Source organism: Streptomyces sp. NPDC050703, assembly GCF_040654435.1.
Taxonomy (GTDB): Bacteria; Actinomycetota; Actinomycetes; order Streptomycetales; family Streptomycetaceae; genus Streptomyces.
This window is the reverse complement of the sequence record NZ_JBFAHX010000002.1, coordinates 268,174-281,538: the sequence shown is the minus strand read 5'-3', so window position 1 is coordinate 281,538 and position 13,365 is coordinate 268,174. Positions and strand designations below refer to the sequence as shown.

Below are 13,365 nucleotides of genomic sequence, written 5' to 3'. Positions count from 1 at the left end.
GCAGGTGCGGGGTGGCCGGTCGCGCGGTTCCCCGCGCCCCTGGAGGGGCGCTTTCACTGAGCCGGACTGCTTCGGCCCACCACGTCGCCCGCCCTGTCGATGCAGATGACGTCCACCGCGACCGGGGCGCCCCGCAGTACCGCGAGGGCCTCGTCCCGCGCCGTGGCGGCCACCAGGTCGCCCAGGGGGACGCCCGCCGCCTCGCAGAGGCGCAGCGCCTCCAGGCCCGTGTTGGCCGCCGCCACCTGCGCGGCCAGGGGCTCCGACGCCCCGCCGCGCACCGCGAGTTCGGCGAGGAAGCCCTTGTCCACCTGGGAGCGGGCCGAGTGGAGGTCCAGGTGGCCCGCCGCCAGTTTGGAGAGTTTGGCGAAGCCGCCGCAGATGGTGAGGCGGTCGACGGGGTGGCGGCGCACGTACTTCAGGACCGCGCCCGCGAAGTCGCCCATGTCCAGGAGCGCGTCCTCGGGGAGGCCGTGCTCCCGTACGACGGTCTTCTCCGACGTCGAACCGGTGCAGCCCGCCACGTGCGTGCGCCCGGCCGCCCGCGCCACGTCGACGCCCCGCCGGATGGAGTCGATCCACGCCGAGCAGGAGTAGGGCACGACGACGCCGGTCGTGCCGAGGATCGACAGGCCGCCGAGGATGCCGAGCCGGGGGTTCCACGTGGAGCGGGCGATCTCCTCGCCGTGGTCGACGGAGACGGTGATCTCCACGTCCGGCACCGCGTCCGGGTCCGCGCCCACGCTCCGCGCCACCAGCGCCACGTGGTCCCGCATCAGCTGCCGCGGCACCGGGTTGATCGCCGGTTCGCCCACGTCGAGGGGCAGCCCGGGGCGGGTGACCGTGCCGACGCCGGGGCCCGCCCTGAACACCACGCCCGAGCCGGGCGGCAGCCTCCGTACCGTCGACCGCACCAGCGCCCCGTGCGTGACGTCGGGGTCGTCGCCCGCGTCCTTGACGATGCCCGCCATGGCGTACGCGTCGCCGCGCTCCTCCGCGGCCAGCGCGAAGGCGGGCGTCTGGCCCTTGGGCAGCGTGATGGTCACCGGGTCGGGGAAGTCACCGGTCAGGAGCGCCGTGTACGCGGCCGTGGTGGCCGCCGTCGCGCAGGCGCCGGTCGTCCAGCCGGACCGCAGACCGGTGTGCTTGAGTTGGGCGCTGCGACCGCCCTCTGCCTCACTCATGAAGGAAACCGGACTCCGTGCACGTATTGATCCTTGGGGGAACGACTGAGGGGCGCCGTCTCGCCGGACTGCTGGTGGGAGCGGCGGGGACGCGGGTGACCAGCTCCCTCGCGGGGCGCGTCGCGTCGCCGCGGCTGCCGCCCGGCGAGGTCCGCGTCGGCGGCTTCGGCGGGGCCGGGGGGCTCGCGGCATGGCTGCGCGAGCACCGCGTGGACGCGCTCATCGACGCCACCCATCCTTTCGCGGGGACGATCTCGTTCAACGCGGCGGCGGCCGCCGCCTCGGCCCATGTTCCCCTGCTCGCCCTGCGCAGGCCCGGCTGGGTGGCGTCCCCGGGCGACGACTGGCACCCGGTCGGCTCCCTGGAGCATGCGGCACGCGTGCTGCCCGCGCTGGGCGAGCGGGTCTTCCTGACCACGGGACGGATGGGGCTCGCCGCGTTCACCGGGGGTGCGGCCCTCGACCGGCTCTGGTTCCTCGTACGGTCCGTGGACGCGCCCGAGCCGCCCTTCCCCGCCCGCATGGACGTGCTCCTGGAGCGGGGCCCGTTCACGCTCGACGGGGAGCGCGAGCTGCTGCGCCGCCACCGGATCGACGTCGTCGTGACGAAGGACAGCGGCGGCGCGGCGACCGCCCCGAAGCTGGCCGCCGCGCGCGAGGCGGGGATTCCCGTGGTGGTCGTGGAGCGCCCGCCGGTGCCCGAGGGCGTACCGGTGGCCTCCACCCCCGAGGAGGCGGCAGCCTGGCTGCGCGCCGACCGCGCCCCCTGAGGGGCGCGGGCAACCGCGCGACGAGCCACAAGGCACCCGCAGCGGCAGTCAGACCCCGGTCTCCGGGTACCGCCGCGGTGTCCAGACGATCTGATCGCCCCCGGCCCGCCGGACCCACCGCGTCTGGGACGACCCCACGATGAGCAGCGTCCGCATGTCGACCTCGGCCGGGTCGAGGTCGCCGAGCCGCACCACCCGCACGCTCTCCTCGGGGCCGCCGATGTCCCGTCCGAGGACGACCGGCGTGTCCGGTGCCCGGTGTTCGAGCAGCAGCTCCCGTGCCTTGCCGACCTGCCAGGTCCGGCTGCGGGAGCCGGGGTTGTAGAGCGCGAGGACGAGGTCGGCGGCGGCGGCCGAGGCCAGGCGCGAGGCGATGACCTCCCAGGGCTTGAGGCGGTCGGAGAGCGAGATGGTGGCGTAGTCGTGGCCGAGGGGGGCGCCCGCGCGGGCGGCGGCGGCGTTGGCGGCGGTGACGCCCGGCAGCACCCGTACCGGCAGGTCCGCGTACTCGTCCTGCGAGGCGGCCTCAAGGACCGCCGTGGCCATGGCGAAGACGCCCGGGTCGCCGCCCGAGACGACGGCGACGCGCCGCCCGCGCCGTGCGAGGTCGAGGGCGAACTCGGCGCGCTCGGACTCCACGCGGTTGTCGGAGCCGTGGCGCCGCTGGCCGGGGCGGTGCGGTACGCGGTCCACGTACGTGGTGTAGCCGACCAGGTCGTCGGCGGCGGCGAGCGCGCCGCGCGTCTCGGGGGTCAGCCAGAGCGGGCCCGCGGGGCCCGTGCCGACCACGACGACCTCGCCGCGGGTCCCGGGGGCCGGCTCCGGCGCGGGGCCGCCCGTCAGCGGGGCCACGCGGCTCGGGAGCACGGCCACGGAGAAGTACGGCACCGACTCGGGGTCCACCTCGGCGAGGCGCCCCGTGCGTTCGCCCTCCATGGTGGCGCGCTCCACGTAGCGGGCCTCGTCCAGGCGGCCCGCGCGCTCCAGGGCGCCGCGCACCTTGCCGAAGGTGCGGCCGAGCTTCATGACGACCGCCGAGTCCGTCGCCGCGAGGCGCGCGGCCAGTTCCTCCTCGGGGAGGGTGCCGGGCAGGACCGTGAGGACCTCCTCGGCCTCCACGAGGGGTTCGCCGAGCCGGGCCGCCGCCGCGCTGACCGAGGTGACGCCGGGGATGACCTCGGTGTCGTAGCGGTGGGCCAGGCGCTTGTGCATGTGCTGGTAGGAGCCGTAGAAGAGCGGGTCGCCCTCGGCGAGGACGGCGACCGTGCGCCCGGCGTCCAGGTGCGCGGCGAGGCGGGCCGCCGCCTCCTCGTAGAACTCGTCGAGGGCGCCGCGGTAGCCGCCGGGGTGGTCGGTGGTCTCCGTGGTGACGGGGTAGACCAGCGGCTCCTCGATGTGGTCGTCCCGCAGGTGCTTCGCCGCGATGGAGCGGGCGATGGAGCGGCCGTGCCGCGCGGAGTGGTACGCGACGACGTCGGCCGCGGCGATGACCTCGACGGCCCGTACGGTCATCAGGGACGGGTCGCCGGGGCCGAGCCCGACCCCGTACAGCTTCCCCCGCGCGATGCCGATGGCCCCCTGAGCGGTGGCCCCCCGAGCGGTGGTCCCCTGAGCGGTGGTCCCCTGAGTGGTCTCGGTGTTCACTCCGCCTCGCTCGCAATCGCGTTGATCGCCGCCGCGGCCATCGCGCTGCCGCCGCGACGTCCCCGTACGACCAGGTATTCGAGCCCCGACGCGTGCTCGGCGAGCGCGTCCTTGGACTCGGCGGCGCCGACGAAGCCGACCGGTATGCCGAGCACGGCGGCCGGTCGTGGCGCGCCCGCCTCGATCATCTCCAGGAGGCGGAAGAGGGCGGTGGGCGCGTTGCCGATGGCGACGACGGAGCCTTCGAGGCGGTCGCGCCAGAGTTCCAGGGCGGCGGCGCTGCGGGTGGTGCTGAGCTGAGCGGCGAGGTCGGGCACCGCCGGGTCGGCGAGGGTGCAGATCACCTCGTTGTCGGCGGGCAGCCGCTTGCGCGTGACGCCGCTCGCGACCATGTTCGCGTCGCAGAGGATCGGGGCGCCGTCGCGCAGCGCCTTGCGGGCGTCGGCGATCACGCGGGGGCTGAAGGCGAGGTCGCGGACGAGGTCGACCATGCCGCAGGCGTGGATCATCCGCACCGCGACCTGGCTGACGTCGGCGGGCAGCCCCGCGAGGTCCGCCTCCGCGCGGATGGTGGCAAAGGACTCGCGGTAGATCGCCGCGCCGTCCTTCTCGTAGTCGAACACTGTGCTCTCGCTCATTTCGTGGCCGTAGGTGTGGTTGCCGATGTCGTACGTGCCTGTGTCGTACGTGCCGTGGTGACCGCCTCGGCGAGGGTGGCGCCCGGCACGGGCGTCCCGTGGCCGCCGGGGCCGCGCACCGTCACCTCGTACCGCCCGTCGCCGGTGGCGAGGACGTCGACCCAGTCGCCGCGCGGGTGCCCGCAGCGCCGCTCGCAGCCGGACCAGTGCACGGGCAGGCCGCCGGGGCCGGGCACGGCGTCCGCGCGGACGTCGGCGAGGGACTTGGCGCAGCCGGGCCGTCCCGTGCAGGCGCCGACGCCGAGCCAGGGCGAGGCGGGGTCGGTGAGGTACCCGGCCGCGTCCAGCGCGGCGAGGCGGTCCCGCGCCGTGCCCGCGTCGGCGAAGCCGGGGAGCACGAAGCCGCGCCACGGGGTGACCCGCAGCTCGTCGGCGGGCAGCGGGAGGAGGGCCCGCCACTGGGCGGCGGTGACGCGGCCGAGCGGGGCGCCGACGGCGACCGCGCGGCCGGTGACGCCGGGGGTGTGCGGGGCGGCGCGGGGCGCGGTCCACGGCTCGGCGGGCGCGGCCTCGACGCCGGCCCGCTCCAGCGCCGCGGCCAGGTCGGCGCGGTGGCCTGCGGGCAGCTCCCGCACCCGCCAGGCCCCGTTGTCCGCCTCCCTGGCCGCCGCGAGGAACGCCCCGGCCGCGGCGAGGGCGGCTCGCGGGGCGTCCGACGCGGCCACGCGCAGGGCGGCGGCCCCGACGCGCACCACCGCCGCCCCGTCCGATTCTGCGATCAAGGTCACATCGCCGCCGAGCCCGGCCATGTCCCCGCGGCCGTCGTCGAGGGCGAACAGGAAGCGGCCGGACAGCGCGGTCGTCCACTCCCGGGCGCAGAGGAGTCCGTCCAGCTCACGGGCCCACAACTGCACGTCGGCGCGGCCGATTCCGTCGACTCCGGCGAGCGGGGACGCCACGATGTTCCGTACGCGTTCATGGCGTGCGGAGGGCAGCAGTCCGGCGTCCGTGAGCAGCGCGGCGAGGGTGGAGCCGCAGTCGTCGGGGAGGCCGCGCAGCTCGACGTTGCCGCGCGAGGTGACGCTGAGGTTCCCGTCGGCGAGCCGCTCCGCCGCGTCGGCCAGGACCGTTGCCTGACGCTCCGTCAACACCCCTGCGGGCAGCCGGAGTCGGGCCAGCGCGCCGTCGTCGGCGAGGTGCAGGCGCAGGGCTCCGGGGCAGGCGTCGCCCCGGTCACGTATGAGGGATTCGCCCTTGTTCGTGGAGGTTGCTCGGGTGGGCGGCATGGCGGCGAGCATACCCACGCGCCCGGGCTCGGTCGCCTCCCCGAGGGGACCGCCGGGGCAGGTGGCCGCCCGCTCCGGCGCGGGCAGGACTTACTATGCAGTCGGCGGCCCGCCAGGTCCGCCGACGCCAGCGACGGCGTGGGCCCGACAGGGGCCCGAGGGAGGAAGCCCGGTGCGATTCCGGCGCGGTCCCGCCACTGTGAGCCCCATCCAGGTGGGGCGAGCCAGGAACTCCTGCCGTCCATACGACCACCCGGGGCGCGGACACCCCGAGGAAGGCCTGCGCACGCATGCTTCTGCTGCTGTCGACCTCCGACACCGACCTGCTCAGCGCCCGCGCGGCGGGGGGTCCCGTCGACTACCGGTTCGCCAACCCCTCCCGTCTCGACCTCGCCGAGCTGCCCGCCCTGCTCGACGGCGCCGACCTCGTCGTCGTACGCCTCCTCGGCGGCGTCCGCGCCTGGCAGGACGGCCTCGACCAGCTCACCGCCAGCGGTCTGCCGGTGGTCGTGCTCACCGGTGAGCAGGCGCCCGACGCCCAGCTCATGGCCTCCTCCACCGTGCCCGTCGGCATCGCCGCCGAGGCGCACGCCTACCTGGCGCACGGCGGCCCCGCCAACCTGGAGCAGCTCGCCCGCTTCCTCTCCGACACGGTGCTGCTCACCGGCCACGGCTTCGAGCCGCCCGCGCCCGCGCCGTCCTGGGGCCCCCTGGAGCGCGCCGCCCGCGACGTCGAGGGCCCGACCGTGGCGGTGCTCTACTACCGCGCCCACCACATGAGCGGCAACACCGCGTTCGTGGACTCCCTGTGCGGCGCGATCGAGGACGCCGGGGCCCGCCCCCTGCCGCTGTACGTGGCCTCGCTGCGCGCCCCCGAGCCGGAGCTGATCGAGGAGCTGCGCGCGGCGGACGCCATCGTGACGACGGTCCTCGCTGCGGGCGGCACCAAGCCCGCCCAGGCATCGGCGGGCGGTGACGACGAGTCGTGGGACGCGGGCGCGCTGACCGGGCTCGACGTGCCGATCCTCCAGGCGCTCTGCCTGACCGGGTCGCGATCCGCGTGGGAGGAGAACGACGAGGGCGTCTCGCCGCTCGACGCCGCCAGCCAGATCGCGGTGCCGGAGTTCGACGGCCGCCTCATCACGGTGCCGTTCTCGTTCAAGGAGATCGACGAGGACGGGCTTCCCGCCTACGTCGCCGACGCCGAGCGGGCGGCCCGCGTCGCCGGGATCGCCGTGCGGCACGCCCGCCTGAGGCACATCCCGGCCGCCGCCAAGCGCCTCGCGCTGGTCCTCTCCGCGTACCCGACCAAGCACTCCCGCATCGGCAACGCGGTGGGCCTCGACACGCCCGCGTCCGCCGTCGCGCTGCTCCGCAGGCTCATCGCCGAGGGCTACGACTTCGGGCCCGCGGAGGAGATCCCGGGCCTCGTCTCCGGCGACGGCGACGAGCTGATCCGGGCGCTCATCGACGCGGGCGGCCACGACCAGGACTGGCTCACCGAGGAGCAGCTCGCCGCGAACCCCGTCCGCATCCCCGCCGCCGCCTACAAGCGCTGGTACGCGACGCTGCCGCAGGAGCTGCGGGACTCCGTCGAGGAGCACTGGGGGCCGCCGCCCGGCGAGATGTTCCTGGACCGCTCCCGCGTGGGCGACGGCGGCGACCCCGAGGGCGACATCGTGCTCGCCGCGCTGCGCCGCGGGAACCTGCTGATCCTCATCCAGCCGCCGCGCGGCTTCGGCGAGAACCCGATCGCGATCTACCACGACCCGGATCTGCCGCCCTCGCACCACTACCTGGCCGCCTACCGCTGGATCGCCGCGTCCGCCGACGACGGCGGATTCGGCGCCGACGCGATGGTCCACCTCGGCAAGCACGGCAACCTGGAGTGGCTGCCGGGCAAGAACGCGGGCCTCTCCGCGGCCTGCGGCCCCGACGCCGCGCTCGGCGACCTCCCCCTCGTCTACCCCTTCCTGGTCAACGACCCGGGCGAGGGCACCCAGGCCAAGCGGCGCGTGCACGCCACGCTCATCGACCACCTGGTGCCGCCGATGGACCGCGCCGACTCCTACGGCGACATCGCGCGCCTGGAGCAGCTCCTCGACGAGTACGCGCAGATCAGCTCCATGGACCCGGCGAAGCTGCCCGCGATCCGCGCGCAGATCTGGACGCTCATCCAGGCCGCGAAGCTCGACCACGACCTGGGTCTGGAGGACCGCCCGGACGACGACGGCTTCGACGACTTCCTGCTGCACGTCGACGGCTGGCTCTGCGAGATCAAGGACATGCAGATCCGCGACGGCCTGCACGTCCTCGGCACCGCCCCGGCAGGCCCCGCCCGCGTCAACCTCGTCCTCGCGATCCTGCGCGCCCGCCAGATCTGGGGCGGCACATCGGCCCTGCCGGGTCTGCGCGAGGCGCTGGGCCTCGACGAGTCGGCGGCGACGCGCGTGAGCGCGGACGAGGCGGAGGAGAAGGCCCGCGCGCTCGTCCAGGCGATGGACGACGCCGACTGGGACCTCTCCGCCGTCCCCGCCGACCAGAGCGAGCAGGTCAGGGCCATCCTGGAGTTCGCGGCGCGCGAGGTCGTGCCGCGCCTCGCGGGCACCACCGCCGAACTCGACCACGCCGTACACGCCCTGAACGGCGGCTTCGTCCCCGCCGGCCCCTCGGGCTCCCCGCTGCGCGGCCTGGTCAACGTCCTGCCGACCGGCCGCAACTTCTACTCCGTCGACCCCAAGGCCGTCCCCTCCCGGCTCGCCTGGGAGACGGGCGAGGCCCTCGCCGACTCGCTCCTGGAGCGCTACCGCACGGACAACGGCGACTACCCCACCTCCGTGGGCCTGTCCCTGTGGGGTACGAGTGCCATGCGCACGGCGGGTGACGACGTCGCCGAGGCCATGGCGCTGCTCGGCGTCCGCCCCGTCTGGGACGACGCCTCACGCCGCGTCACCGGCCTGGAGGCCATCCCGTACGAGGAACTGGGCCGGCCCCGCATCGACGTGACGCTGCGCATCTCGGGCTTCTTCCGCGACGCGTTCCCGCACACGATCGGCCTGCTCGACGACGCGGTGCGCCTCGCGGCCTCCCTGGAGGAGCCCGCCGAGCACAACTACGTGCGCGCCCACGCCCAGGCCGACCTGGCCGAGCACGGGGACGAGCGCCGGGCCACCACCCGCATCTTCGGCTCGCGCCCCGGCACGTACGGCGCGGGGCTGCTCCAGCTCATCGACTCCCGCGACTGGCGCACGGACGCGGACCTCGCCGAGGTGTACACGGTGTGGGGCGGCTACGCCTACGGCCGCGGGCTCGAAGGGCGCCCGGCGCGCGCCGAGATGGAGACCGCGTACAAGCGCATCGCGGTGGCCGCGAAGAACACGGACACGCGCGAGCACGACATCGCCGACTCGGACGACTACTTCCAGTACCACGGCGGCATGGTCGCGACCGTGCGCGCGCTGCGGGGCACGGCCCCCGAGGCGTACATCGGGGACTCCACGCGCCCCGAGACGGTCCGCACGCGCACGCTGGTGGAGGAGACCTCGCGGGTGTTCCGCGCCCGCGTCGTCAACCCGAAGTGGATCGAGGCGATGCGCCGCCACGGCTACAAGGGCGCCTTCGAGCTCGCCGCGACGGTCGACTACCTGTTCGGCTACGACGCCACCACCGGTGTCGTGGCCGACTGGATGTACGACAAGCTCACCGAGACGTACGTCCTCGACCCCACCAACCGGCAGTTCCTCCAGGAGGCCAACCCCTGGGCGCTGCACGGCATCGCCGAACGCCTCCTGGAGGCGGAGTCGCGCGGCATGTGGGCCAAGCCGGACCCGGCGGTGCTCGAAGCGCTGCGGCAGGCCTACCTGGAGACCGAGGGGAACCTGGAGGACGAGGGCTGAGCCCGGCCTCCCTGGGGGTCACTGACGGGGGCCGTCCAGCCAGGCGAGGGCGGCCGTCGTCAGGGCCGTGACGCCGGTGGTGACCGTCGGTTCGACCAGCGGGGCGAAGAACGGCGAGTGGTTGGAGGGGATGTCCCGCTCGAAGGTGCCCGCCCGCCGCGCGGCGATCACCTTCGCGGGGTCGGCGCCGCCCAACAGCCAGTAGCAGAGCGGGATCCCGGGCTCCGCCGAGGTGGCGAAGTGGCCGACGTCCTCGCTGCCGGTCACCTGGCCGGGGTCCATGATCCGCTCCGCGCCGATGACCGCGCCGACCGCCGCCATCGTCCTGCCGACGGCGTGCGCGTCGTTGACGACGACGGGGAACGTGTCGATCTCCGTGATCTCGGGCTCCCGCTCCGCGCCGGCGGTGGCCGCCTCGCCCTTGATGATCCGCTCGACGGCGGCGAGGACGCGGGTACGGACCTCGGGGGTGTAGGTGCGGATGTTGAGCTGGAGTTCGGCCTCGTCGGGGATGACGTTGTGCTGGGTGCCCGCCCGCAGCGCGCCGACGGTGACGACGGCGGTCTCGCCGCCCGCGACCTCGCGGGACACCACCGTCTGGAGCCGCATCACGGTGGACGCGGCCATCACCACCGGGTCGACGGTCGCCTCCGGGCGTGAGCCGTGGCCGCCCTTGCCGAACATCCGCACCCGCAGGGCGTCGGTCGCCGCGAAGGCGGGGCCCGCGTGGGCGCCCACCATGCCGGCGGGCAGCGGGGCGACGTGCTGGCCGAGGACGACGTCGGGCGTCCCGAACCGCTCGTGGAACCGGTCGGCGAGCACCGCCTGAGCCCCCTGCCCCGCCTCCTCGGCGGGCTGGAACACGGCGACGATCCGCCCCGACCAGTCCGCGCGGGAGTCCGCGAGCAGCTTCAGCGCGCCGAGCAGACAGGTGACGTGCATGTCGTGCCCGCAGGCGTGCATGACGCCCTCGGTGCGGGAGGCGTACGGCAGTCCGGTGCCCTCGGTCACCGGGAGCGCGTCCATGTCGGCGCGGAGCAGCACGGCCGGGCCCTCGCCGTTCTCCAGCACGGCCACGACACCGGTACGGCCCACGCCGGTGGTGACCTCGTACCCGTACGAGGCGGCGCGCCGGGCGGCCTCGGCGGCGGTGCGGTGCTCCTCGAAGGACAGCTCGGGGTGGGCGTGCAGATCTCGGTAGAGGTCGGCGAGGTCTCCCGTGAGGGCGCCGAGGCCGGCGAGGGCGGCGGTCGCGGGGGTGCGCTCGCGGGCGGGGTCGTCGGACATGGCGTGCTCCTCGGTCGTCTCGCTGCGGTGCCGGTCACTGTACGGACGAACCGGCCCCGGGTGTCCACACCACTCGGCGCGGCGGCCTGCGGGGCGGCGGGACGGGTACCCGCACCGCCGCCCCGCTCCCCTACGCCCCGGGCGTACGGGCCGTCAGCCGCAGCCGCAGGCGGCGCGGCTGGTAGACGGTGGCCAGCGGGACGGGGCGCACGTCGACGCCCGGTTCGCAGGTGACCCGCCACTTGCTGAGGATGGTGGCGAGCGCGAGGGTGGCCTCGGTGCGGGCGTAGAGGTCGCCGATGCACTTGCGGGCCCCGGTGCCGAAGGCCATGAAGGACTGCCGGGCCTGCGGTGTCACCCGGTCGGGCAGCCAGCGGTCGGGGTCGAACCGCCGCGCCCCGGGGAAGGAATCGGCGTCGAGCGCCACGGCCGCCGGGCTGAACACCACCGTGCTGCCCGCGGGCAGCCGCAGGCCCGCCACGTCGAGGTCGGCGGCGGTCAGCCGGGTGAAGAGCCAGGCCGGCGGGTAGAGCCGCAGGGTCTCGGTGATGACGCGGTCGGTGAGCCCGAGCCGGGGGATGTCGTCGAACTCCGGGGCCCTGCCCGCGAGGACCTCGTCGATCTCCGCGTACAGCGCCCGCTCGATCCGCGGGTATCTGGACAGCAGATAGAAGATCCAGGTGAGGGTGGCGGCGACGGTCTCCGTGCCGGCCGCCATCACCGTGATGACCTGGTCGTGGATCTCCTTGTCGCCGAGCCTGCCGCCGTCCTCGTCCCGCGAGTCGAGGAGGGCGGAGAGCAGGTCGTCGTGGTCGGCGCCGTCGCGGCGGTAGTCGTCGATCAGCGTCTGGGTGGTGCGGTGCAGGTAGTCGAGGTTGGCGCGGTAGCGCCGGTTGCCGGGGCTGGGCATCCTGCGCACCGCCGCGGGCAGGAACATCTGCCGGAACAGCCCCTTCAGCACGGCGTCGAAGGCGCGCTCCACGCTGTCGGCCAGCTCCTTGCTGACCGGCGTCGAGTACAGCGTGCGGCCCACGGTGCGCAGGGCCATGCCGTACATCTCGGGGAAGGCGTCGACCACCGCGCCGTCGCTCCAGCGTTCGGCGGTGGTCTCGATCTCGGCGTGCATCGCGGAGGCGTACCGCTTGAGCTGGGGGCGGGTGAAGGCCGACTGCATGAGCCTGCGCTGGCGCCGGTGGTCGGCGTAGGGGCAGGTGACCAGGCCGTTGCCCGCGATGTCCCGGGCCCGGTCGTAGAAGATGCCGCCCTTGTCGTACTCGTTGTCGCTGGTCAGGACCTGGCGGAGCAGGGCGGGGTGGGTCGGTACGTGGGCCTCGGTGGGGCCGAGGCGTATCTTCACCAGATCGCCGTGGCGGGACAGCGACGACATGAATTGCAGCGGGCGGCGCATCATCTGCCAGGCGTGCCCGACGAGGGGCGCGGCTCCGGGCGCCGTGCCCGCGACGAAGGTCTGCTGCTCGGTCTGCGCGGTCTGGGCGGTTCGCTGGACCATGGGGTCTCCTCGGCTTCCCTCGGGGTTCGGTGCGGGGTGGTCGGGTGCGTCAGCGGGTGCTGCCGAGCTCTTCGAGGAACCCCTGGCGGCCGGCGGCCAGCGCGAACTCCGCGTCGTAGCGCCCCGACGAGCGGTGCCAGTCGTACGAGCCGCGGATGACGGGGCGCACCGCGTCCAGGCGGTAGCGTTCGACGGCCTCGCGCTCGTCCGCGGTGAGGGAGAAGGCGTCGCAGACCTTGGGCAGGATGCTTTCGAGCAGCAGGAACTCCTCCAGGCGTACGCGGACCTCGTCCTGCATGTGCGCGATGCTGCGGGCGCTGGACCAGCCGTGCTCGCGCATCAGGATGAGCACCATGTTGTTCAGCTCTCCGCGCGCCTTCTCCTTCTCCAGGGAGGCGATGTCGTTGAGCATCAGGTTGACGTCGACGGCGATCCGCAGCATCGCCGACATGACGGCGCCGTCGAAGACCCGGTGCGGCACCTCGAAGTGCCCGGTGGCCTCGGCGAGGTCGACGGTGGGCTGCACGCCTATCGTGTGGCGGCGCAGGGCGAGGTACTCCCGGGCGGAACCGCAGGGCGTCTCGTCGAGGCGGCCGTGCGCCTCGTCGACGTAGCCCTGGAGGTAGTGGCGCCAGTGCCGGGCGCTGCGGGCGCACCACTCCTTCGACATCCCCCGGCAGGTGCGGCGCCAGACGTCGGCGAAGCCGTGCGCGATCAGGGGCGCGGAGGCGGGCAGCGGTCCGTCGAGTGCGGCGGCGACGGCGTCGGTGAGCTGCCTGGCCCGCTCGGGGTCCTCGCCGCGCGGACCGTCGAAGAGGTCGTCGAAGAGGAAGAACCACGACATCAGGTCGACGCCGAGGTCGAGGTCGGCGCCGGTGGTGGAGGGGTAGAAGCGGGAGGCGAGGTCGGCGTAGCCGCCCTTGCGGTGGCGTTCGGCGGCGGCCTCGGTGGTGATGAGGCCGAAGGAGCGGGGCCACTCGATGTGTACGGCCTCGGCTCTCGCGTGGTCGGGGCTGCGGCGGGCGGGCAGGGGGATGGAGAAGTCGACGTCCTGGGGCATGGGGAGACTCCCTGGGCAGTGGAACAGGGCGCGCGCTGGCGCCCGAGCGGGGGATGGGCGATGCGGGACACGTGGCGGGGGGGGCGGGGC

At 74.7% G+C, this 13,365-nt stretch carries 9 protein-coding genes and 1 riboswitch; of the genes, 2 read left to right on the top strand and 7 right to left on the bottom strand.

Translation table 11 applies throughout. The annotated features are described in order from the left end of the window. Window positions 1–53: 53 nt before the first annotated feature. Window positions 54–1,184, bottom strand: coding sequence for a cobalt-precorrin-5B (C(1))-methyltransferase (locus AB0I16_RS02840; RefSeq protein WP_363247498.1), 1,131 nt, complete (start codon window positions 1,182–1,184; stop codon window positions 54–56). Window positions 1,185–1,201: 17 nt separating this feature from the next. Between AB0I16_RS02840 and AB0I16_RS02835 the strand changes: the two genes are divergently transcribed. Further along, window positions 1,202–1,954, top strand: a complete 753-nt coding sequence (locus AB0I16_RS02835) for a cobalt-precorrin-6A reductase (RefSeq protein ID WP_363247497.1) — start codon at window positions 1,202–1,204, stop codon at window positions 1,952–1,954. 48 nt (window positions 1,955–2,002) lie between these two features. Here the strand turns inward: AB0I16_RS02835 and AB0I16_RS02830 are convergent, their stop codons facing one another. The 3 genes from AB0I16_RS02830 to AB0I16_RS02820 all read right to left on the bottom strand — a co-directional run bounded on the left by AB0I16_RS02830 (window position 2,003) and on the right by AB0I16_RS02820 (window position 5,534). Then, a complete protein-coding gene (locus AB0I16_RS02830; RefSeq protein WP_363247573.1) occupies window positions 2,003–3,526 on the bottom strand; it encodes a precorrin-2 C(20)-methyltransferase in 1,524 nt (507 codons plus the stop codon). Window positions 3,527–3,594: 68 nt separating this feature from the next. Further along, entirely contained in the window at window positions 3,595–4,221 is a 627-nt protein-coding gene (locus AB0I16_RS02825; protein ID WP_363247572.1) for a precorrin-8X methylmutase, read from the bottom strand. Window positions 4,222–4,232: 11 nt separating this feature from the next. Beyond that, the gene (locus AB0I16_RS02820; protein WP_363247571.1) at window positions 4,233–5,534 is read right to left on the bottom strand and encodes a cobalamin biosynthesis protein CobG; all 1,302 of its coding nucleotides are present in this window, start codon (window positions 5,532–5,534) and stop codon (window positions 4,233–4,235) included. Window positions 5,535–5,683: 149 nt separating this feature from the next. Continuing rightward, a riboswitch (cobalamin riboswitch) is annotated at window positions 5,684–5,756 on the top strand. A gap of 56 nt (window positions 5,757–5,812) precedes the next feature. Between AB0I16_RS02820 and cobN the strand changes: the two genes are divergently transcribed. Next, window positions 5,813–9,418 (top strand): cobaltochelatase subunit CobN, encoded by a 3,606-nt coding sequence (gene cobN / locus AB0I16_RS02815; RefSeq protein ID WP_363247496.1) that lies wholly within the window; start codon window positions 5,813–5,815, stop codon window positions 9,416–9,418. Window positions 9,419–9,436: 18 nt separating this feature from the next. Here cobN and AB0I16_RS02810 read toward each other — a convergent pair whose 3' ends face one another. From AB0I16_RS02810 to ptlA, 3 genes are all read right to left on the bottom strand, one after another. Next, window positions 9,437–10,705 (bottom strand): amidohydrolase, encoded by a 1,269-nt coding sequence (locus tag AB0I16_RS02810; RefSeq protein WP_363247495.1) that lies wholly within the window; start codon window positions 10,703–10,705, stop codon window positions 9,437–9,439. 130 nt (window positions 10,706–10,835) lie between these two features. Beyond that, window positions 10,836–12,215: a pentalenene oxygenase gene (gene ptlI, locus AB0I16_RS02805; protein WP_363247494.1), complete on the bottom strand. Its 1,380-nt coding sequence runs from the start codon at window positions 12,213–12,215 to the stop codon at window positions 10,836–10,838. 49 nt (window positions 12,216–12,264) lie between these two features. Continuing rightward, complete coding sequence (gene ptlA, locus AB0I16_RS02800; protein WP_363247493.1) at window positions 12,265–13,275, bottom strand: pentalenene synthase; 1,011 nt, start codon at window positions 13,273–13,275, stop codon at window positions 12,265–12,267. Window positions 13,276–13,365: the final 90 nt, after the last annotated feature.